This window comes from Brevundimonas sp. MEB006b, assembly GCF_030209705.1.
Classification (GTDB): domain Bacteria; phylum Pseudomonadota; class Alphaproteobacteria; order Caulobacterales; family Caulobacteraceae; genus Brevundimonas.
Genome location: NZ_JARVRL010000002.1, coordinates 80,061 through 97,650, shown reverse-complemented (window position 1 = coordinate 97,650; position 17,590 = coordinate 80,061). Strand labels below are relative to the sequence as shown.

20 protein-coding genes and 1 pseudogene are annotated in these 17,590 nt (G+C 69.5%); 13 read left to right on the top strand and 8 right to left on the bottom strand.

Going from position 1 to position 17,590, the window contains the following annotated elements:
- Positions 1-60: 60 nt before the first annotated feature.
- Both QRN13_RS02105 and QRN13_RS02100 read right to left on the bottom strand, forming a co-directional pair.
- Entirely contained in the window at positions 61-1,578 is a 1,518-nt protein-coding gene (locus tag QRN13_RS02105; protein ID WP_284876656.1) for a Y-family DNA polymerase, read from the bottom strand.
- On the bottom strand, positions 1,493-2,248 hold the full coding sequence (locus tag QRN13_RS02100) for an ImuA family protein (protein WP_284876655.1): 756 nt from the start codon (positions 2,246-2,248) through the stop codon (positions 1,493-1,495). Before QRN13_RS02100 ends, QRN13_RS02105 begins: the two co-directional genes overlap by 86 nt.
- A gap of 137 nt (positions 2,249-2,385) precedes the next feature.
- Here QRN13_RS02100 and QRN13_RS02095 point away from each other — a divergent pair, with 137 nt between their 5' ends.
- From QRN13_RS02095 to QRN13_RS02070, 6 genes and pseudogenes are all read left to right on the top strand, one after another.
- The gene (locus tag QRN13_RS02095) at positions 2,386-2,724 is read left to right on the top strand and encodes a hypothetical protein (protein WP_284876654.1); all 339 of its coding nucleotides are present in this window, start codon (positions 2,386-2,388) and stop codon (positions 2,722-2,724) included.
- The gene (locus tag QRN13_RS02090; protein ID WP_284876653.1) at positions 2,721-3,161 is read left to right on the top strand and encodes a DUF1810 domain-containing protein; all 441 of its coding nucleotides are present in this window, start codon (positions 2,721-2,723) and stop codon (positions 3,159-3,161) included. The genes QRN13_RS02095 and QRN13_RS02090 overlap by 4 nt, the downstream gene beginning before the upstream one ends.
- A 167-nt stretch (positions 3,162-3,328) precedes the next feature.
- Positions 3,329-3,598: pseudogene (locus tag QRN13_RS02085) on the top strand (SemiSWEET family sugar transporter); the annotation flags it as partial.
- Positions 3,599-3,969: 371 nt separating this feature from the next.
- Positions 3,970-4,569 (top strand): cysteine hydrolase family protein, encoded by a 600-nt coding sequence (locus tag QRN13_RS02080; protein ID WP_284876652.1) that lies wholly within the window; start codon positions 3,970-3,972, stop codon positions 4,567-4,569.
- Positions 4,556-6,640: a glycoside hydrolase family 65 protein gene (locus QRN13_RS02075; protein ID WP_284876651.1), complete on the top strand. Its 2,085-nt coding sequence runs from the start codon at positions 4,556-4,558 to the stop codon at positions 6,638-6,640. Before QRN13_RS02080 ends, QRN13_RS02075 begins: the two co-directional genes overlap by 14 nt.
- Positions 6,641-6,706: 66 nt before the next feature.
- The gene (locus QRN13_RS02070; RefSeq protein ID WP_284876650.1) at positions 6,707-6,991 is read left to right on the top strand and encodes a hypothetical protein; all 285 of its coding nucleotides are present in this window, start codon (positions 6,707-6,709) and stop codon (positions 6,989-6,991) included.
- A gap of 28 nt (positions 6,992-7,019) precedes the next feature.
- On the opposite strand, the gene QRN13_RS02065 is transcribed toward QRN13_RS02070, so the two are convergent.
- The 4 genes from QRN13_RS02065 to QRN13_RS02050 all read right to left on the bottom strand — a co-directional run bounded on the left by QRN13_RS02065 (position 7,020) and on the right by QRN13_RS02050 (position 9,662).
- Complete coding sequence (locus QRN13_RS02065; protein ID WP_165117647.1) at positions 7,020-7,277, bottom strand: hypothetical protein; 258 nt, start codon at positions 7,275-7,277, stop codon at positions 7,020-7,022.
- 169 nt (positions 7,278-7,446) lie between these two features.
- Positions 7,447-8,622 (bottom strand): zinc-dependent alcohol dehydrogenase, encoded by a 1,176-nt coding sequence (locus QRN13_RS02060; protein ID WP_284876649.1) that lies wholly within the window; start codon positions 8,620-8,622, stop codon positions 7,447-7,449.
- A 17-nt stretch (positions 8,623-8,639) separates the two neighbouring features.
- A complete protein-coding gene (locus QRN13_RS02055; protein ID WP_159845549.1) occupies positions 8,640-9,206 on the bottom strand; it encodes an SRPBCC family protein in 567 nt (188 codons plus the stop codon).
- Between the two features lie 159 nt (positions 9,207-9,365).
- A complete protein-coding gene (locus QRN13_RS02050) occupies positions 9,366-9,662 on the bottom strand; it encodes a hypothetical protein (protein WP_159845546.1) in 297 nt (98 codons plus the stop codon).
- A 279-nt stretch (positions 9,663-9,941) separates the two neighbouring features.
- Here QRN13_RS02050 and QRN13_RS02045 point away from each other — a divergent pair, with 279 nt between their 5' ends.
- The 7 genes from QRN13_RS02045 (at position 9,942) to QRN13_RS02015 (ending at position 16,237) form a co-directional block, all read left to right on the top strand.
- A complete protein-coding gene (locus tag QRN13_RS02045; RefSeq protein WP_284876648.1) occupies positions 9,942-11,039 on the top strand; it encodes a glycosyltransferase in 1,098 nt (365 codons plus the stop codon).
- On the top strand, positions 11,036-11,983 hold the full coding sequence (locus QRN13_RS02040) for a glycosyltransferase family 2 protein (protein ID WP_284876647.1): 948 nt from the start codon (positions 11,036-11,038) through the stop codon (positions 11,981-11,983). Before QRN13_RS02045 ends, QRN13_RS02040 begins: the two co-directional genes overlap by 4 nt.
- Entirely contained in the window at positions 11,980-13,023 is a 1,044-nt protein-coding gene (locus QRN13_RS02035) for a glycosyltransferase (protein WP_284876646.1), read from the top strand. Before QRN13_RS02040 ends, QRN13_RS02035 begins: the two co-directional genes overlap by 4 nt.
- Complete coding sequence (locus QRN13_RS02030; protein ID WP_284876645.1) at positions 13,016-14,116, top strand: acyl-CoA dehydrogenase family protein; 1,101 nt, start codon at positions 13,016-13,018, stop codon at positions 14,114-14,116. The genes QRN13_RS02035 and QRN13_RS02030 overlap by 8 nt, the downstream gene beginning before the upstream one ends.
- Positions 14,113-14,820: a PIG-L deacetylase family protein gene (locus QRN13_RS02025; RefSeq protein WP_201304327.1), complete on the top strand. Its 708-nt coding sequence runs from the start codon at positions 14,113-14,115 to the stop codon at positions 14,818-14,820. The genes QRN13_RS02030 and QRN13_RS02025 overlap by 4 nt, the downstream gene beginning before the upstream one ends.
- The gene (locus tag QRN13_RS02020) at positions 14,813-15,394 is read left to right on the top strand and encodes a class I SAM-dependent DNA methyltransferase (RefSeq protein ID WP_284876644.1); all 582 of its coding nucleotides are present in this window, start codon (positions 14,813-14,815) and stop codon (positions 15,392-15,394) included. The genes QRN13_RS02025 and QRN13_RS02020 overlap by 8 nt, the downstream gene beginning before the upstream one ends.
- Positions 15,395-15,607: 213 nt before the next feature.
- Positions 15,608-16,237, top strand: a complete 630-nt coding sequence (locus QRN13_RS02015) for a glycosyltransferase family 2 protein (protein WP_284876643.1) — start codon at positions 15,608-15,610, stop codon at positions 16,235-16,237.
- A 53-nt stretch (positions 16,238-16,290) separates the two neighbouring features.
- On the opposite strand, the gene QRN13_RS02010 is transcribed toward QRN13_RS02015, so the two are convergent.
- Both QRN13_RS02010 and QRN13_RS02005 read right to left on the bottom strand, forming a co-directional pair.
- Positions 16,291-16,701, bottom strand: a complete 411-nt coding sequence (locus QRN13_RS02010) for a TRCF domain-containing protein (RefSeq protein WP_284876642.1) — start codon at positions 16,699-16,701, stop codon at positions 16,291-16,293.
- Positions 16,702-16,897: 196 nt separating this feature from the next.
- Positions 16,898-17,590 (bottom strand): IS6 family transposase, encoded by a 693-nt coding sequence (locus QRN13_RS02005; RefSeq protein WP_284876641.1) that lies wholly within the window; start codon positions 17,588-17,590, stop codon positions 16,898-16,900.

Sequence of the window (17,590 nt, the reverse complement as noted above, 5' to 3'; positions counted from 1 at the left end):
GGTGTCATGTCCAGGCATAAGGCGCGGCCATCGCCTGGCGTTCCCTGCGTGTCTCCAGCGTCAGCCAAACAGGCCGTGGAGCCACCAGCTCAGATCGCCCGTCTGCGCCTGCTCGCCGTCGCCGCGCCGATAGACCCAGAAGCGAGCCCCGGCCTCATCCTCCAGCTGGAAATAATCCCTTACGGCGTCGCGTTCGCCGTCGCGCCGCCACCATTCGCCGAAGATCCGCTCGGGGCCGTCGGCCCTTTTGACCCGGTGGCGAATGCCCCGCCAGCGGAAGGCCACCGGCGGCTGATCCGGCAGGAGGGCGACGGCCTCGATCGCCTCGGGCCGGGGGAGAAGCCGCGAGGGGCGCGGCCAGCGCCGCGCCCAGGTCTCTGTCACCGGCGGCGCCGTCGGGGCCAGCCGGCGCACGGCGCGTTCGGGCACGTCGCTCTGGGCGGGCGCGAGGCGATACAGTTTTTGCGGACCGAGACGATTGGCCAGAAGATCGACGAGGTCGCCGATGTCGGGCGTGGCCGGACCGGTCAGGTCGCCGGAGGTCGGCGACCAGTCCAGCGGCAGGACGACCGGGGCGGCCAGGACCATGGCTTCGACGCCCAGGCCGGGATCGACGGTCTCGATCCGGTCGCACAGCAGGCGCGCGAGCCGTCCGACGTCGCGGACGGGGCGGGCGAGGCCCACGCGAATGGCCTCGGTCCGGTTATCGATCCGTTCGAAGCGCAGATCGAGCCGCGTCGCGCCAAGGCCCTGGCTTTCCAGCGTCGCGCTCAGGGCCTCGACCAGTTTGAGCGTATAGCGGGCCAGGGTCTCGGGGGCGCCGATCGGTTCGGCGAACAGGCGTCGGACCTGGATCAACTCCGGGGCGTCAATGGGGGTGATCGGCTCGGGCGCGCGCCCATAGGCCTGGTCCAGCCGCCGCGTCAGCTCGGGCCCGAACCGCAGGGCCAGGGGCGCGCGGGGCTTGGCCTCCAGCTCGCCGACGGTGTCGATCCCCAGACGCTCCAGGCCTTCGACTATCTCAGCGGGAAGGCGCAGGGCGCGCGCTGGAAGATGGCGGATCGCGGGGCCGCCGCGTTCGACCGCCGTGGTCGGTCGGGCGACCTGCCGGGCGAGGGCGTGGGCGGCGCCCCAGGTGTCGGCGAGAGCGGCGCGGGCGTCGAGGCCCACGCTGGCGGTCTGGGCGATCAGATCGTCGAGCAGGCCCTGGTCGCCGCCGTATCGGTGGCCGGCGCCGGTGACGTCGAGCACCAGTCCGTCGGGCGGGTCGGCGGCGACGATGGGGGCGTAGCGGCGCAGCGCCCACAAGGCGAGTTGGTCCAGGGCGGCGGCGTCTCCTGCGGGATCGAAGGGGTGGACGACCAGATCGCCAACGAGCGCGCGGGCCTGGGTCGCCGCCATGCCGGGATGCAGACGATGGGCGAGGGCGGCGGGGTCGGCGGCCAGGACCAGGCGTTTGCGCCCCTGACGGCCGACCAGGACCAGGGGCGTCTCAGGCGACGGCGCGTCCGGTCCAAGCCGGCGCCGCAAGCGGTCGGTCGGCCAGGTGGGCAGGTAGAGCGAGACGACCCGTCTCATCGCAGGCTTCCAGTTCGAAATCCGCGCAGGCTCCGGCGCGGCAGCGGATCAGTTCGACGAACCAGCGCGGACGTCCGACGCCGGCGACAGGCAGGGGGGCGGAAGGCAGGGCGGTGACCCGCCATCGGGTGGCGGCGGCCGTGGGCTGGCCGAAGTCCGCCGCCTCGGCCTGGCGACGCCATCGTCGCACCGCCAGGCCGAGGGATCCGCTGTCCTCGGCGACCAGCTGCAGCCGCCGTGACGCGGTCATGGACAGGCGCGCCACCTCGCCCACGACCGCGCCGAAGCCGCCGTGGCGCAGGCCGTCCTCGAAGGCGGCCAGCACGCCGGCCTCGTCGCCGGCCTCCACATAGATGACCCGGTTGGACGAAAGGCCGGCCTGTTCCAGGGCCGGGGCGAACAGATCCGGCCGGGTCACGCACCAGAGCACCGGACCCTGGGTGCGGGCGGCGACGCCCGCGGCGAAGAGGGCGGCGACCGCCCCGTCCACGGCGCCGTCTCCGCCCCCGGCCACCTCATGCAGCGCGCCCAGCGCCAGGCCGCCGGCGGGCAGCCTGCGGTCGAGGGCGTCCAGGCCGAACGGCAGGACGCCGCGCGGCGTGCGTCGGAACGCCTCGATGCGGGCGATCTCGGACCGCAGGGCCTGAAACGGGGACGGGGCGACGGACATGATCTCCTGAACTGGGCGAACCGTTGAATGTTCCGCATTTGTTCTTATCGAACGCCGTGAGAGTCAAGGCGCGAAGGCAAGCGGCTGTGGAGCGGTCTGTGGGCGGCGCCATCGCGCGGGTCGGGCGTTGTGTGTCCATGCCTGCGCCTTCGCCTCATCCCACCACGCCCGACGGCCGCTATTTCGTGGTGCGCGGCCGCCTGTGGCGTTGCGCCGATCCGACGCTCGCCGCAGAGACGCGCGAGCGGCGCGTCCAGGACCTGATGGCGGCGCGTCGATCCGTCCGTGCGGCCCTCGCTGCAGCTGATGAGGAGGCCCTGGCCGCCGCACGTCGCGCCGTCGACACGGCCAAGATCGCCCTGGGCGAGCGCGGTCCGGTCTGGTGGGACGACGGGGCGCCGGACCTAAACCGCCGCATGGCGCGAAACACCCTCTATGCGGACTGGTTCGCTACGCTGGACGGGGGCGACGCATGACCTTCGATCTGGACCGGTTCGTGACGGCGCAGGACGAAGTGTTCGACATGGCGATGGCCGAGCTCGCCGCTGGTCGCAAGGCGAGCCACTGGATGTGGTTCGTCTTTCCTCAGGCCCGATCGCTGGGACGGTCGCCCACCGCCGTCTTCTACGGGATCGCGTCCCTGGCCGAGGCCCGGGCCTATCTGGCGCATCCGATCCTCGGCGAGCGGCTTGCCCACGCTGCGGAGGCCGCCACGACGGCGCCGGCGGCCTCGCTGCATCGACTGTTCGGATCGCCGGACGATCTGAAGTTCCGGTCATCCATGACCCTGTTCGCCCAGGTCTCGCCGGAGCCCGCCGTCTTTGACGCTGCGCTCGCCAGATGGGCCCTGGGTTCCGACCGCCTGACGGCGGACCTGGTAGAAATGGCCCGGAAGGGGCCGGATGTGCTGTGAAGGTCAGGACGGGCGTGGCTCGGACGCAGGCGGCTTGCGGCTGCGGCCAAGCCGAGCCGAGCCGCTCCGGGATCGCTGGACGTCCGTGTCAGGTCAGGGCGGCCCGGCAGGCGACTGAGCGCTTTCGCGCATAGGAACAGGGAGGCGCAGGCCCACGTTGCGGGCTTATGAATGAGACCATCGCCAATCTCGTGGGATCGGCCGCAGCGATCTGCTCCGTGACCAGTTTCGCGCCCCAGGGGATCAAGATCTGGAAAGAGCGTGACGCCTCCGCCGTCAGTCTCAAGACCTATTCGCTCACCGTGTCCTGCTTCATCCTCTGGGTGGTCTATGGCGTCCTGACCCAGGCCTGGCCCGTCACCGTCGCCAACAGCTGCGCGTTGATCATGGCCTCAGGGGTGCTGGTCATGAAGTGGCGCTTTCGCGACGGCGATCCGAAGTCGGACGCCAAGGTCGCCGGGGACGAACCCGGCGCGGTCGCGGCCGATCATCGACACAGGCAGGGTTTGGCCCGGCGGGCGGGAACGAACGCCCCAGCCTATGCGATTGACGTGGACAGGGAGAGCACGATGACCGTGGGTGCGGAAGTGGATAATCCTCGGCGGTGGCCGAAACCGAGCCAGGCCGCTGACGCCCGCTCCGGCCTGGCCCAGGGCGGCCTGGGCGGAGCCGGGACCGAACTGTTGGACTCGGGCCAGGAGGAAGTCTTTTCCCGGGCGGAGGTCGAAAGCGGGCGCATCGAACACCATACCGGCGAGACGGCGACCCACGCGCGTCTCGAAGCCCGCAAGCCAGAGGAGATCTGACCGTGGCCGGTCTGCATGCGCCCCTGCCGACCACGACCGTTCACCTGTGCGTCGACATGCAGCGGATGTTCGTCGAGGACACCGAATGGCGCACGCCGTGGGCCGAGCGGGTCATGCCCGTCCTCGTCAAGCTCTGCGAGGCCAAGGCCGACCGGACGATCTTCACCCGTTTCATCCCGGCGGCGCGCGTGGGGGAAGGGCAGGGCACGTGGCGCGACTACTGGCGCCGCTGGTCCTCAATGACCCTGGAGGCGATGGGCCCCTCAATGGTCGATCTCGCCGGTCCGCTGCAGAGGTTCACGCCCCCCGGCCGCTTGATCGACAAGAGGGTCTATTCGCCGTGGCTGGGCACGGGCCTGGACGCTGAACTACGCGCCCACGACATCGACACCCTGGTGGTCACCGGCGCGGAAACCGACGTCTGCGTTCTGGCGGCTGTTTTGGGCGCCATCGATCTGGGGTACCGGGTCGTGGTGGTCACCGACGCGGTCTGCAGCTCCGCCGATGACCCTCACGACCATCTGCTGGCCCTTTATCATGACCGGTTCGCCCAACAGGTCGAAACCGCCGAATGCGCCGAGGTGCTCGATGGCTGGCGGTGAGGGGAAGGCCTGGCGCCCGATCAGCCCGCCGCCGGCGCACGGCGCGCGCAACGGCGCCCTGCCGGCCTATGTTTCTAACGGCCTGATCGGTCTGCGCGTCCGCGAGATGGCGCTCGCCCCCGGCATGACCCTCGTGAACGGCGTCGCCGGCGAACATCCGGAGCGACGGATCGAGGCGGCCGCCCCCGTGCCCTATCCTTTGGCGGCCGACGTCTGCATCGAAGGCGTCTGGCTGTCGGACCAGCCCTGGTGCGTCACCGACCTGGTTCAGGACTACGACTTCTCCACCGGGGAACTGACCAGCCGCTGGACCGCCCGCCTTGGGGAGGTGACGGCGCAATTCGAGGTGGTCACCTTTGCAAGTCGCACGGCCCCGGCCGTGGTGCTGCAAGAGGTCTTTGTGCGACCCGACAGGGCGTGCGCGCTCCAGATCCGCGCCGTCGTGGCGACCGCCGGTCTGCGGGGGCGGGTGACGCGACGCCGCACCGATACGCCGGGCGAAGCCGAGCCCGCCTGCGACGGATCGCTGCTCTGGACCACCGAGGGCGACCTCTCGACCTGCGGACTCGCCCTCTGGACCGAGACCCGACCGGCTGCGGCGCGGAGCGTCGCCGCCTGGGATGCGTCCGGGCCGCTCCAGACGGCCTACGACTTCGGGCGCGTCGGCAAACGGGGCGCCCGCCTGCGACAGATGGCGGCGCTGGTCCCCTCGCTGGTGCACGCCCGGCCGGATGAGGAGGCGGTGCGCCGCGTCGCGCGTGCGGCCGAGACCGGATTCGAGACCTTGCGCGCCCGAAACCGCGAGGCCTGGCGGGCCCTTTGGCGGGGCCGGATCGTGGTCGAGGGCGCCCGGCCAGAGCATCAGGCCCTGATCGACGCGGCCTTCTTCTATCTCAACAGCTCCGTCCATGCCGCCTCGCCGGCCGCGACCTCGATCTTCGGGCTGGCGACCTGGCATGACTATTCCTACTACTACGGCCATGTGATGTGGGACATCGACGCCTTCTGCGTCCCACCCCTGATCCTCAGCCAACCCGACGCCGCGCGCGCCCTGCTGGACTTCCGCAGCCGCGGCTTGGCCGCTGCGGGCGCCAACGCCCGCCTGTCGGGACGTCAGGGGCTGCAGTTCCCCTGGGAGGCGGCGCCCTCGACCGGGCAGGAGGCGACGCCGGGCGGGGGATCGGGCGCGGCGCACGAGGACCACGGATCGCTGCATGTCGCACGCGCCTTCAGCCTCTATGCCGATGCGACGGGTGACGCGGCCTTCCTGCGCGAGGAGGCCTGGCCGGTTCTGAGCGGAGTGGCGGACTGGATCGTCAGCCGGATGGTCCGAACCGCTCGGGGCTTTGAGTTGAAGCGGGCCACCGGTCCGGCCGAGGTGCCGGATCCGCCGGACAACGACGCCTTCACCCTGATGTTCGCCCAGGATGTCTTGAGGCGCGCCACCGCCGCCGCAGAGGCCCTGGACAGGCCTTCGCCGGCGGCCTGGCGTCAGGTTTGCGACCAGCTCTACCTGCCCCTCCGGGCGGATGGGGTGATCGCCGCCCATGACGGCTTTCGGATCGACGAGCCCAAGGGGGCCACGCCATCACCCCTGGCCGGCCTGTTTCCGGGCGGATATCCGGCCGAATCCGATGTGGCGAAGGCCACGCTCGACTTCTATCTGGCGCACTGGAAGGCCTATGTGGGTTCGCCGATGTTTCCGGCCCTCTATGCCGCCTGGGCGGCGTTTGCCGGCGATCGCGCCTTGGCGCTGAAGCTGTTCGAGGAGGGATACGCAGCCTACGACGCCGGACGGTTCCACCAGTGTCTGGAGTATCGGGCCGACCACCCGGACAGCGAGACCGCGGCGGGACCCTTCTTCGCCAACCTTGGGGGGCTGCTGCTCGGCCTCGTCTACGGATTGACCGGACTGGAAGCGCGCGGTGCGCCCGCCGACTGGCCCGCCCGGCCCGTGGTCCTTCCTGAGGGATGGAGGGCGATAACGGTGGAGCGCCTTTGGCTGGAAGGCCGACCTGTTCGTCTGCGCGCGGAGCACGGCGCTGAGCGCGCCGTCCTGTCGCGGCCGTGAGGCGGCGATGATCAGGCTCGACGTGACTTCGCAGAGTACGGCTCGGCCTGGCCGGGAGGGGGCGTCATGAGTCCGAGGACGCCCGTGCTGGGCTATCAGTTGCGCTTCCGTCAGGGAGGCGAGCCGGAGACCCTCATCGCGAGCGATGTGGCGGACGCCCTTCGCCAGGCCCGGCGCCGGGCCTTTGTGTTGAAGGCGCCGGTCGCCGTCTGGCGCGACGGTCGTCTGGTCGTCGAATGTGAGCCGCCGGCGACCGAGGATTTTGACGGGATGGATCCGGGCCTGCACGATCGTCTCGTCGGGGCGGGCGTCTATATTTTTTCGCAGCCGCAGGGTCCCGGTCGGACGTGACCTCCACCTCCTCGTCGGCGACCCCCGGCTAGCGGATGTCTTGTGGCGCGGCCGCGACGCCCGGCGTCACAGGGGCGAGCTCGGCGGCCTGTGACTGCGGGGCGGGCGCGTCGGCGACGACCGCGCCGTCGTCCGGGATCTCCGAAATCGACAGGATGGTCTCGCCCTCCGAGAGCAGAGGGGCGGCGGCGTCGGCCGCCTGAACATCCGTTTCCGACCGGACCTGGACGCTGCGCTCGCGGCCGTCGGTCTGGCCAATTCTCAAGGTGTAGAGACGCTCGGTCATGAAAAGATCCTTGCTGTGACGCCCGCCCTGTGACGGACCCTCGGGGTTGAAACCTCCCGGTCGGGGCGGTTGTTCCGGGCGCCGGGTCGCGCCGAACCGGGGACGGACGCCCGGAGGGGGGCGTCGGCAGGCCGCCCCTCGGACGGTGGGGCGGCCGTGCCGGGCGCGATCAGTGGGGTTTGAGCACGACCTTCGTCCACTCGTTCGGATTGTCGTGGAAGTTTTTGTAGGCCTCGGGGGCCCGCTCCAGCGGCAGGCGGTGGCTGATGAGGTCAGTGGTGTCGATCTTGCCGTCCAGCACAAGGTCCAGCAGTTGGGGCAGATATTTCTGCACATGCGTCTGGCCGGTCTTGATGGTCAGGCCCTTTTGCATGAGGGCGCCGATCGGCAGCTTGTCGCCGAGTCCGCCATAGACGCCCGGGATCGAGATCCGACCGCCTTTCCGGCAGGCCATGAGGGTTTCCCGCAGCACATGCGGACGGTCGGTGCCAAGCCTGGTCTCCTGCTTGACGGCGTCGATGACGTTGTCGGGTGAAAATCCGTGGGCCTCCATGCCGACGGCGTCGATACAGGCGTCCGGACCGATGCCGGCGGTCATCTCCATCAGGGCCTCGCGGATCTTGACCTCGTGATAGTTGAGGACCTCCGCCCCGTTGGTTTTGGCGAGCTCAAGCCGGCGCGGGTGATGGTCGATGGCGATGATGCGTCCGGCGCCCATCAGTTTCGCGCTCTTGATCGCGAACAGGCCGACCGGACCGCAGCCCCAGATCGCCACCGTGTCGCCCGGCTCGATCCCGGCGTTCTCGGCCGCCATCCAGCCGGTGGGGAAGATGTCGGACAGGAACAGCACCCGCTCGTCCTCGATCCCGTCGGGCACGACGATCGGGCCGATGTCGGAATAGGGGACGCGGACATATTCCGCCTGGCCGCCGGCATAGCCGCCGGTCAGGTGGGAATAGCCGAACAGGCCGGCGGCCGGATAGCCGTAGGCGATCTCGGACGCATCGGACTTGTCGGCCGGATTGGAGTTGTCGCAGGCCGAAAACTGCTGTTTGCCGCAATGGAAGCAGGAGCCGCAGGCGATCACGAAGGGCACGACCACCTTCTGACCGACTTGGAGGCTGGTGTTGCCCCGGCCGATCTCGACGACCTCGCCCATGAACTCGTGGCCGAGGATGTCGCCATTGGACATGCCGGGGATGACGCTGTCGTAGAGGTGCAGGTCCGAGCCGCAGATGGCCGTGGCCGTGATCTTGATGATCGCATCGCGGGGGTTGATGATCTGAGGATCGGGGACCGTATCCACCTGAACATTGTGTTTGCCGTGCCAGGTCAGGGCGCGCATGGGACTTCCTTCCGGGATCAGAAATGACGATCGGCGCGCGGCGCCGCGTCGGGGGCCTTGGACGTCGGGACCTCGCCCGTTTCCATCAGTTGCTTGAAGCGCCGCAGTTCGCGCCGGGCCTGAACCCGGGGCTCTCGCTGCATGACCTTCGCGACCAGTTTGCCGACGGCGCCCGCAGGCGGGTCGTAGCTGATCAGAACGCGGACCTCAGTGCCTCGGCCGAAGGCGTTGTCGCGAAACGCGATCCAGCCCTCGTGATCGACGTCGCTGTCCTCGGTGGAGCGCCAGGCGATGTATTCGCCGGGACGGTCGTCGGTGATCTCGCTGACCAGTTCGATTTCCGCGCCCGCCGGACCGGCGACGGTCCAACTGGACCGGGCGTCGTCCAGCACATCGACCGACTTCACATTCTCCATGAAGCTGGGCAGGTTCCGGAAGTCGCGCCAATAGTCATACAGCGCCTGACGCGGCCGGTTGATCATGACGGCGCGGATGCTGGTGGCGTCATAGGCGCCCTCCACATCATCCTTGTCGTTGAAGGCCGGCGACTGAACGTCGGCGTCGGTTGAGAGGGGTTCGGACATAGTCGAGGGCCTCCTTTTCGTTGAACGGTCGGGCTCAGCTGCCTGGGACAGGAACGCGTCGGCATGGCGTGCGAGACGGGCGCTCGCTCCTGCCTCTGTCGGCGGATGCGGCGCGTGAAAGCGTCGTCGCGGGTCTAGACAGACGCGGTAGCATTCGGCTCAGGCCTCGCCGTTGAACTCTCGGAACGCGGCCCGAAGGGTTTCGGCGTCGTCCGCCGAGCTTGGCGTGACCGAGACCGCGATCCGCCCTTCCACCGGCGCGTCCGATCTCGCCTCGACACTGGGATCTGCAGCTTCCAGATCGCCGCCGGACGCCCTGTCGCCCACCGTATTCTCTTGTCCATCGGGAGCGACCCGGATGGCGTCCCGGGCGACCCCATGGGTCTGAACAAGGCGTTCGACCACCATCTCGGCGTCTCGACGCGTTGCGAAGGTTGATGTGATCGGTGCGGTCATGGGTTTCCTCTCGGGTTGCTCAAAGCCGGGAACGCGCGTTCGCGTCTCAGGGTCCAAGAAAGTTGAAAGTCTTCGCCGCGCGACAAGAAGGCGTGTGTATTCGTCGGTCCTTCGCTAGGATATCGACTGCGCCCTACTGCCAACCCGCCCATCAAACGTGACATGGTGGAGAGCGAAACCGCACACAGGAACCGATCGGCTACGGTTGGTCTTACGTCACCACGCGAGATACGTTGGACGGGCCCAATAGGGCTCGGTTTGGGGCAGGGCCGGAATTTGATGCGCATCGGCGTCATCGCACATCTTAAATATCCCATCGCCGAGCCGTTCGCCGGCGGGCTGGAGATGCACACCCATTTGCTTTGTCGTCTGCTGCGGCGGCACGGCCATGACGTCACCCTCTTCGCGGCGACGCGATCCGATCCTGCGCTTGGCCTTGAGGCGATCTGCGAACAGACGGCGATGGCGAAGGTCGGGACCGCTGAAGCGGGCGACGTCGCCTTTTTCCGCGAGCATCATGCCTATCTGTCCCTGATGACGCGGCTGCGTCGAAGCCGCTTCGACGTGATCCACAACAACAGCCTGCACTATCTGCCGGTGTCGATGGCCGACACCCTGCCCATGCCCGTGGTGACCACGCTTCACACCCCGCCTTTCTGTTGGCTGGAAAGCGGGGTGCGCGAAAGCAGAGGCGGAAACATCCGTTATGTCGGCGTCTCGGAATCCATCAGGGCGAGCTGGCAGGACGTCGTGCCGCTGGATCATGTCATCCTGAACGGGATCGACCTCGAAAGCTTCCCGTTTCACGCCGAGACGTCCGGACCGCCGCATCTGATCTGGTACGGACGGATCGTTCCGGAAAAGGGGCTGCACCACGCTTTGGACGCCGCCCGCCTGGCCGGGCTGCCGCTCCGGTTCGCCGGGCCGATCGCCGACCCGGACTATCATCGCCGCGAAATCCTGCCGCGGCTGTCGTCCGACACCCTGTATCTCGGTCACCTCGACCACCGCGCTCTGGCGCGAGAGATCGGCCATGCCGCCGCTGCTCTGTGCACGCCGTGCTGGGACGAGCCCTACGGCCTCGTCGTCGCCGAGGCTCTGGCGAGCGGCACGCCCGTCGCGGCCTTTGCGCGGGGCGCCATACCGGAAATCCTCACGCCGGCCTGCGGCGTGCTGGCGTCGCCGGACGATCCCGCCGACCTTGCCCGGGCCGCCCGCGCGGCCGTCGGATTGTCGCGCCGCGCCTGCCGGGCGCGGGCCGAGCAGGCCTGCGACGCCAGTGAGATGGTGCGGCGATACGAGGCGCTCTATCGCGATCTGACGGCGGAACGGCTGGCCGTCGCCAATGACAGCCCTGCCGACCGGCTCACCGCGTGAGCGTCATCCCCTTCTGTGTCTGCGTGCCCGCGCGGAACGAGGCTGACCGCCTTCCGCGCCTGCTCGATGCGCTCGCGCGCCAGACCGGCGTGGGCCGGGTGCGCGTGGCGCTCTGCATCAACAATACGACCGACGGGAGCCGGCGGCATGCCGAGGGGGTCGCCGCCGCCCATCGCGCCACACTGACGCTGTCCGTGGTCGAACACACGTTTCCGCCGGAGCACGCCCATGCGGGCAGCGCCCGGGCGGCGGCCATGGACCTGGGCCTGGAGCTCCTGGACGGGGAGGGGGTCCTTCTTTCGACCGACGCCGACGCCCGGCCGCCGACGGACTGGGTCTCAGCCAATCTCGCCGCCGTCTCTGGGGGAGCCGATCTCGTCGGGGGCGCCCTGTCGCTGGACGAGGACGAACCGGAGAGCCAGGCGCTCCAAAGCGGTTGGGCGATCTGGCGCGATTACTGGCGGGAGGTGAGGGCGATCGAGGACGCCCTGGACCCGGTCCCCTGGGATCCGGCTCCCCGCCACGGCGACCACACCGGCGCCAGTCTCGCCATCACCGCTGCGGCCTACAGGGCGGCAGGCGGGACGCCGCTTTTGCCCACCGGCGAGGATCGCGCCCTGGTGCTGGCGGCCCAGCGCGCCGGCGCCAGACTGGTTCATCCACTCAGCGTATGGACCCGCGTCTCCGCGCGCGCGCACGGCCGGGCGCAGGACGGCATGGCCCAGGCCATGGCCCGCCTGGCGCGCCAGACGGCGGGACAGGAGCCCATGAGGGCGCCCGCCTTTCCCCATTGGCGGGCCCGCGCCTTGTGGCGCCGCGACCTTCGCCGTCTGCCCGACGGCGCGCAGCGGATCGCGGAGGCAGAGCCGCATCTGCCGCCCATGCCGCTGGACTATGCGCTGGAGCTGAATGGCAGGCCTCAACCCGACGGCATCGCGCCATGACCCGTCCGATCGGCTACTATGTCCACCATCAGGGGGAGGGGCATCGTCAACGCGCCCTTCAGGTCGCGGCCGCCGCGCCGACGCGGTTCGTCCTTCTGGGGACCGGGCTCGCGGGTCGTGGCGGCGAGGTCGCCGTGCTTGATCTACCCGACGACCGAGTGGACGCCGCCACGGGGTTCGGCGCGGACGGCGGACCGAATCTGCCCAAGGCGCTTCATTATGCGCCCTATGGCGTCGCGGGATTGCGCCAGCGGGTCGGCGACCTGTCGACATGGATCGCGACGGCCGCCCCGGCCCTCGTCGTGGTGGATGTGTCGGTCGAGGTGGCGCTCCTGGCCAGGCTGGCGTCGACGCCGGTCGTCTATGTGCGGCTGTCCGGCGCGCGAACGGATACAGCCCATCTGGAGGCCTTCCGGGGTGCAGAGGCTCTGCTCGCGCCCTGGCATCCAAGGCTGGAGCATCCCGATACGCCAGACTGGGTGCGTGCGCGGACCCGTTACTTTGCGCCGTCGCGACGCGCAGAGGTCGGTTCGGGCGATCACGACGCGGTCCTGGTCGTTCACGGGCGAGGCGGCGCGCCGATCGACGGGGACCGACTGGCCGCAGCCGCCTCCGCGACGCCGAACCTGCAATGGACGGTGATCGGGCCTGTGACGCCGCCGTGTCACGCGCCGCCAAATTTGGCGTTGAAGGGCTGGATTGAGGATGTGAACTCGGAAATCCAGAAGGCCGGCGTCGTTGTCGGAGCGGCGGGCGACGGCCTTGTCGACGCCGTTCTCGGAGCGGATCGTCCGTTCGTCTGCCTGCCGGAACCTCGACCCTATGAGGAGCAGGCGGCCAAGGCTGCAGGGCTTGCCCAGGCCGGCGCGGCCGTCGTCTTGGCCGCATGGCCCGAACCTAAGGCTTGGCCGGGGATTATTGCTTCGGCGCGGAGCCTTGACCCGCAGGCCCGACACGATCTGCGCGGGGAGGGCGTCGAGGCCGCCGGCCGTTGGCTGGTCGAACTGGCGGATCGAAGACGAGAGGATAATGATGCCTGACGCGCCTGCAGCCGTCCCGAACGTGTCGGCGGGCGACGTTCACGACGCCCTGGCGGCGCTCGGCGAGCGCTACGACGCCTCGCCGCGCTTTCCGGTCGACAGCCTGGCGCTGCTCCGGACGCTCGGCCTGCACCGGCGCTACGCCCCGGCAGCCAGCGGCGGCGAAGCCTTCGCCACGCCGGCCCTGAAAGCCTTGGCCCTCCTGGACGATCTGCGCCGGGTGGGGCGCGCGGACCTGAGCGTGGGCCGCCTCTTCGAGGGCCATGTCAATGCGCTGGCCCTGTTCGACTGGTATGGAGACCCCGAGCAGAAGCTCTGGCTGGCGGATGTACTCGCCGCCGGCGGCTGGTTCGGGGTCTGGGCCACGGAACCCCAGCCGGGCGTCCAGCTTCGGGAGGGCCGGCTGTCGGGCGCCAAGATGTTCGCCACTGGGGCGGGCGGGCTCGCCTATGCCGTCGTCACCGTTCAGCCCGGCGAGGGACCGCGTCGTCTGGCCGTGGTGCCGGCGGATTGCGGCGAGCGGGCCGATCTCACGGGATGGCGCGTCCGCGGCATGCGGGCGACCCTGAGCGGTCGATATGACGTCACCGATCTGCCGGTGACGGACCTGAACCTTTTGGGGGAGCCGGGCGACTACGACCGCGAACCCCGCTTCACCGCCGGCGCCTGGCGCTTCACGGCGGTCCAGCTCGGCGGCGTCGAGGGGCTCGTCCTGGCGATGCGCGCGGCCCTGTCCGAACCGGCGCGTCGCGATCCGTTGCAGCGCGCCAAATTCGCCGAGGCGGTCGTCGCCGCCCGCACCGCCTATCTGTGGGTTCGCGAAGCTGCCGAGCGGGCCGCGACGGAAGCCACCGACGCGGCGGATTTTGCGCGGGCGACCCGCGGCGTCGTCGAGCGAAGCGCGCTGGATGTGATGGAGCTGGCGGCCCGGGCGACGGGAACCCGCAGCGCCTTCGACGGCGAACGGCTGGACAAGATCATCCGCGATCTCAGCCTCTATCTTCGCCAGGCCGGACCGGACCATGCGCGCGACGAGGCGGCCAAGACCTGGCTGGATCACGATCTTTGGGGCGCGGGAGACGCCCTGTGGTGAGCGCCAAGCTTGGGCCGGTCGGCGCCGCGCCGCTGGCCCGGTCGCGCTGGGCCCGGGCGCGATGGCTCGTCCTGGCCCCGCATGCCGATGACGAGACGCTTGGCGCCGGCGCCCTGATCCAGCAGGCGGCGGGAGAGGGACGTCTCGGCGGCGTGGTCATCGTGACGGACGGCGGCGCCTCCCATCCCCATGCCGACGATCGCGCGCGCCGCCGCCTGGTCGCGATCCGCAGAGTGGAGGCGCGCCGAGCGATCCACCGGCTGACAGGGCGCGCGACCGCGCAGCCGATCTTCCTTGATTGGCCGGACGCTGCGCCGCCGGTCGTGGGCGACGCCCGGTTCGAGGCGAGCGCGCGCCGTCTCGCCTGGCTCTGTCGCCGCCTCCGCATCGACGCGGTCGCCGTCACGGCGGTGTCCGAACCCCATTGCGATCACGAAGCCGCAGGACGGTTGGCGCGTCGGGTGGTCAGTCTGGCCCGGCGGCCGGTCGCCCTGTTCGAATATGGCGTCTGGGCGCGGCCGGCGGCGCAGGGCGATCTTCAGTTGGCGACCCGGCCTTTGGCGGCCGGCCGAAGAGCCCTGGCGCTTGCCGCGCATCGGAGCCAACGCACGTCGATGATGGGCCCGGGATTCCGTTTGGAGACGCCGGATCGGCTCTCGGCCGCTTGCGACCGACTTTATCTGCGAAAGGCGCCCCATGGCTGATCCCTCCCTCGGCGCGGACTATTTTGAGGACGTCTTCGCGGGCGATCCCGACCCCTGGGGGTTGGACAGCCGCCCCTACGAAGCCGAGAAACACGCCCGAACGGTCGCGAGCCTGGGCGACCGAAGGTTCCGGCGCGGCCTTGAGGTCGGATGCGCCGGCGGCGCCCTGACGGCGCGGCTGGCGGACCGATGCGAGGCGCTGGTGGCGCTCGACATCAGCCGGACCGCCCTGGATCGGGCCCGGCGTCGACTGGGACATCGTCCCCAGCTCGTGTTTCGCCAAGCCGCCTTTCCGCACGGCATGGACCTCGCCGGCCCCTTCGACCTGATCGTCCTGTCCGAAGTCGCCTACTATTGGAGCGACGAGGACCTGGCCGCAGCGGCGGAGTTCGTCCGCGCCCATCTCGTGTCCGGCGGACTGGTCCTTCTGGTGCACTGGACGGGAGAGACCGACTATCCCCAGACGGGAGACGGCGCGGTCACCAAGCTGTGGCGCGACCTTGAAGACAGTCTCACCGTGTCTCTCGATGAGCGTCAGCCCGCCTATCGGCTCGATCTGTGGAGGCGACCATGAGCCTGAGCGTCCTGACCCTGGTCCGCAATCGCCAGGCCCACCTCGACCAGCTGATTGCGGGTCTTGATCGCAGCGTCGTGACGCCGGCCGAGCTGATCATCATCGACATGAGCGATCGGGCCATTTCGACGCCGACGGCGGGCTTTCCGATCCGCATCGAGCGCCTTGCGGGGGAGAGGCTGCCTCTGGCGGCGGCGCAACAGGAGCGCCGCCTTGGCCCAAGGCGACCAACTGCTGTTCCTCGACGTCGACTGTATCGCGGCGGGCGGGACCTGCGGCGTTGTCGCCGGTCTGCTGGAGGCCGAGGACGTCGTGGTGTGTCCCAAGGTCCTTTACCTGCCGTCCGGCGGGGCGCGTGCGGCCTGGACGGAAGCGGTCCTCGATCAGGCGGGCGTGGCGCATCCGGTGCGACGGTTTCCCGCGCAGGGCGCGCGGATCGAAACCAATCCCGGCCTGCTCTGGTCCCTGGCCTTCGGCATGCGTCGCTCGACCTTCTTCGCCGTCGGCGGCTTCGACGAAGCCTTTGTCGGCTATGGGGCGGAAGACACCGATCTTGGGTTCAGGGTCGCCAAGGCGGGCGTGCCCATGGTCTTCACGGGCGACGGCGCGGTCTATCACCAGCACCACAACGCCTATGACCCGCCGCTTCAGCACTTCGCCGCCCTGGTGGCCAACGCCCGCACCTTCCATCACCGCTGGGGGTTCTGGCCTATGGACGGCTGGCTCGCCGACATGCGGGCGATGGGCCTGATCGACTGGACATCGGACGACCTGCGGGTCTTGAGGCCGCCCACGCCCGAGGAGCTCGCCGCCGCCAAGCGACCGTTGAGCGCGGTCTTCTAGCGGCGACGTCGGGACGCGGACGCTTCGCGCCCCGGTGAGAAAAGGACAGCCGATCAGGCCGCCGCCAGGGTTTCCAGCAAGGCTTCAAGATCGGCCGGGGCATGGGGCTCATCTGCGGCCATCTCGACGATCAGCCGCTCTTGCGACCAACGGCGATCTGGCGAGGCGGACAGGTGTGCGGACAGACGCTTGGCCCGCTCGGCGCCGAAGCGGAAGGCCGTGGCTTTCGGACCGCAGCTGATCTCCGTGACGCCGGCGGACGCGGCGAGCGCGGTCAGCCTGTGCGTGCTCAACAGGGTCTCGGCCGCCTCTGGAAGCGGCCCGAACCGATCCTCGATCTCCTCTTGAAGGGCGTCGATCGCCTCGACGGCCGTCATCTGGAGGAGCCGCGCATATAGCGAGAGTCTTACAGCGGCGTCCGGTACATAGTCCGGCGGGATCCGCCCCGTGGTCCCAAAGTTCACGACGGGAGGGCGGGGGTCGGCCGCCGCCTCGCCCCGGGCGGCCCGCAGCGCCCGCGCGAGCACGCTTTGATAGAGGCTGGCGCCGATCAGATGGATGTGCCCGGCCTGTTCGTCGCCGACGAGATCTCCGCCGCCGCGCAGGTAGTGCTGTCAGGTTAATCGAGGTGGGCCGCAACTTGCCCAACCCGACGAAATCTCAGGCGACAGCGACGGCCCACGCCGCATCCGCCCCGGCGCGGAAACGGCGGAGGTTTGGTCGGCTGATGAGATGTCGTTGGACGTAGAAGGTGTTGTAGATTGCGGCGTGGGTTGTGAGAAAGCGCTGAGCTGAAGCCTGAGATTTGAAGAGCTGCTGTTGCCGCTCTCGCCGTCGGATTGGGAGGTGGGAGTTCTCCGCCCGATTGTTCTCTCGAAGCCGACCCGGTGCATGCAGGTGTCGCAGGCCAAGCTGGCTCAAGGCCGCTTGGTATGATGAGAGCCCTTCGGTGACGATCTTCTCGGGCTCGACGGGCTGGTTACGCAGCAAACGCCGGAGCAGCTTCAAGGCCGCGTCGGTGTCCCGCCGTCGCTGGACGACAACGTCCAGCACCTCACCTTCGTCATCCACGGCGCGCCACAGAAACATCCGCTTCCCATCGATTGAGCAAACGACCTCGTCGAGATGCCAGCGTGGAGAAGGGGAGGGGCGAAGCTTCTTTAGCCGCCGTGCGATCTGGGGTCCGAACTTGATCGTCCAGCAGCGGATCGTCTCGTAACTCACATCGATTCCACGCGCGGCCATCAGCTCTTCAACGTCACGAAGGCTGAGGCTGAAGCGAAAGTAGAGCCACACAGCTTGGCGGATTACCGCCGCAGGAAAGCGATGGCGCTTAAACGAGAGCGGCTTCAC

What these genes read in the sequence shown, in the direction of transcription:
- QRN13_RS02105 (WP_284876656.1), bottom strand. Translation starts at nt 1,578, where the DNA reads ATGAGACGGGTCGTCTCGCTCTACCTGCCCACCTGGCCGACCGACCGC.
- QRN13_RS02100 (WP_284876655.1), bottom strand. Translation starts at nt 2,248, where the DNA reads ATGTCCGTCGCCCCGTCCCCGTTTCAGGCCCTGCGGTCCGAGATCGCC.
- QRN13_RS02095 (WP_284876654.1), top strand. Translation starts at nt 2,386, where the DNA reads ATGCCTGCGCCTTCGCCTCATCCCACCACGCCCGACGGCCGCTATTTC.
- QRN13_RS02090 (WP_284876653.1), top strand. Translation starts at nt 2,721, where the DNA reads ATGACCTTCGATCTGGACCGGTTCGTGACGGCGCAGGACGAAGTGTTC.
- QRN13_RS02075 (WP_284876651.1), top strand. Translation starts at nt 4,556, where the DNA reads ATGGCTGGCGGTGAGGGGAAGGCCTGGCGCCCGATCAGCCCGCCGCCG.
- QRN13_RS02070 (WP_284876650.1), top strand. Translation starts at nt 6,707, where the DNA reads ATGAGTCCGAGGACGCCCGTGCTGGGCTATCAGTTGCGCTTCCGTCAG.
- QRN13_RS02065 (WP_165117647.1), bottom strand. Translation starts at nt 7,277, where the DNA reads ATGACCGAGCGTCTCTACACCTTGAGAATTGGCCAGACCGACGGCCGC.
- QRN13_RS02060 (WP_284876649.1), bottom strand. Translation starts at nt 8,622, where the DNA reads ATGCGCGCCCTGACCTGGCACGGCAAACACAATGTTCAGGTGGATACG.
- QRN13_RS02055 (WP_159845549.1), bottom strand. Translation starts at nt 9,206, where the DNA reads ATGTCCGAACCCCTCTCAACCGACGCCGACGTTCAGTCGCCGGCCTTC.
- QRN13_RS02050 (WP_159845546.1), bottom strand. Translation starts at nt 9,662, where the DNA reads ATGACCGCACCGATCACATCAACCTTCGCAACGCGTCGAGACGCCGAG.
- QRN13_RS02045 (WP_284876648.1), top strand. Translation starts at nt 9,942, where the DNA reads ATGCGCATCGGCGTCATCGCACATCTTAAATATCCCATCGCCGAGCCG.
- QRN13_RS02035 (WP_284876646.1), top strand. Translation starts at nt 11,980, where the DNA reads ATGACCCGTCCGATCGGCTACTATGTCCACCATCAGGGGGAGGGGCAT.
- QRN13_RS02030 (WP_284876645.1), top strand. Translation starts at nt 13,016, where the DNA reads ATGCCTGACGCGCCTGCAGCCGTCCCGAACGTGTCGGCGGGCGACGTT.
- QRN13_RS02020 (WP_284876644.1), top strand. Translation starts at nt 14,813, where the DNA reads ATGGCTGATCCCTCCCTCGGCGCGGACTATTTTGAGGACGTCTTCGCG.